Raw genomic sequence first — 1338 nt, 5'->3', positions numbered from 1 at the left:
GTCCGAGCCGGTCTGTGCGCGGCGCGGCGGCGATCGCGAGACCTTCGCCAATGCCTGTCTTGCCGGCCGGGCCGGCTACCGCATCGTGCGCGACGGTCCGTGCCGCGACGGTGGCGGCGGTGGCGGCGGCGGCGGTGGTGAAGAGCAGACGTTCTGCACCCGCGAATATGCGCCGGTGTGCGCGCGCCGGCATGGCGAGATGCGCACCTTCCCCAATTCCTGCGAAGCCCGTGCCGCGGACTATCGCGTCGTTGGCGACGGGCCGTGCTGAGAACGCTGCGCCTCGTTGAGGACGACAAGCATCAAGCCGTCGGCTCACCTGGCGACAGTCGGCGATGAACACAGTCGGCGATGAACTCGGACGCGGGCATGGGTCTGGCAAACAGCCGGCCCTGGCCGTAGTCGACGTCGCGTGCCGCGAGGTGGTCGGCCAGCGCCTGCGTTTCCCCGCCTTCGGCAACGATCTTCAGCTTTAGTGTCTTGGCCATGTCGATGATATGCGCGGTGACGGAATTGGTGGCGGAATTCGTGCTGATCGTATCGATGAACGATTTGTCGATTAGGAGCGCATCGAGCGGCAGCCCCTCGAGATAGGACAGGCTGGAGTAGCCGGTGCCGAAGTCGTCGATTGCCACTGCGTGGCCAAGTTCGCGGGCACGAACGAGCGTTGAGCGGGCCGAGTTGATATCGATGAACGCGCGCTCCGTGGCCTCGAGCCAGATTTGCTGGGGCCGGATCGCGGTGTGCTGATTTGATCTTTCCGCACCGACGAAAGGACGAGACAGCAAGCGAAGCCTTGAACCTGCGGCGCCGATGGCCTAGATCGCCACAGGCGGATAAAACACGGTAGGTTTCCCATCAACAGAGATCAAAGACGAGCGGCGGGTGCGGGAGCCAGGTCTGGCGCAGGCGGACAGCCGCCGCTGGGCCTCGACCAGTATGTGCAGCAGGCGTTGCAACTGCATCAGGCCGGGCGCCGGCAAGAGGCTGAGACGATCTACCGGCAGGTGCTGGCGCGTCAGCCCAAGCACGCGGCCGCGGCGCATTTCCTGGGACTGCTGCTTCACCAGACCGGGCGCAGCGAAGAAGGGCTGGATCTCATCGAACGGTCGGTGAGCCTGCAGCCGACGAATCCCGATTTCCTCAACAATTTCGGTACGGTGATGCGCGACCTCGGCCGCCCTGCTGCGGCCATCGATTTCTTCCGCGGCGCAGTGGATCTGCGGCCGGACCAACTCGCGGCGCGCGACAATCTCGGCTCATCGCTGAAACAGGTCGGCCAGTTCGAAGAGGCCGAAGAGATTTATCGCGGCACGGTTGCACGCAACCCATTTCATG

Annotated in this window: 2 protein-coding genes and 1 pseudogene; 2 read left to right on the top strand and 1 reads right to left on the bottom strand. The window is 64.8% G+C overall.

Annotated elements, in window-relative coordinates:
* Positions 1 to 271: Kazal-type serine protease inhibitor domain-containing protein (locus EOA22_RS33810; protein ID WP_281040811.1), on the top strand; the 271-nt coding region annotated here is incomplete at its 5' end.
* A gap of 31 nt (positions 272 to 302) precedes the next feature.
* On the opposite strand, the pseudogene EOA22_RS33805 reads toward EOA22_RS33810, so the two are convergent.
* A pseudogene (locus tag EOA22_RS33805) lies at positions 303 to 758 on the bottom strand (EAL domain-containing protein); the annotation flags it as partial.
* Positions 759 to 941: 183 nt separating this feature from the next.
* On the opposite strand from EOA22_RS33805, the gene EOA22_RS33800 reads away from it, so the two are divergent.
* Positions 942 to 1338, top strand: a 397-nt coding sequence (locus tag EOA22_RS33800) for a tetratricopeptide repeat protein (protein WP_127390624.1), incomplete at its 3' end; no start/stop codon positions are given.

The organism is Mesorhizobium sp. M7A.F.Ca.US.014.04.1.1 (assembly GCF_003998745.1).
Lineage (GTDB): Bacteria > Pseudomonadota > Alphaproteobacteria > Rhizobiales > Rhizobiaceae > Mesorhizobium > Mesorhizobium ciceri.
The sequence above is the reverse complement of the archived record's forward strand: the minus strand, read 5'-3'. Positions and strand labels throughout refer to the sequence as shown.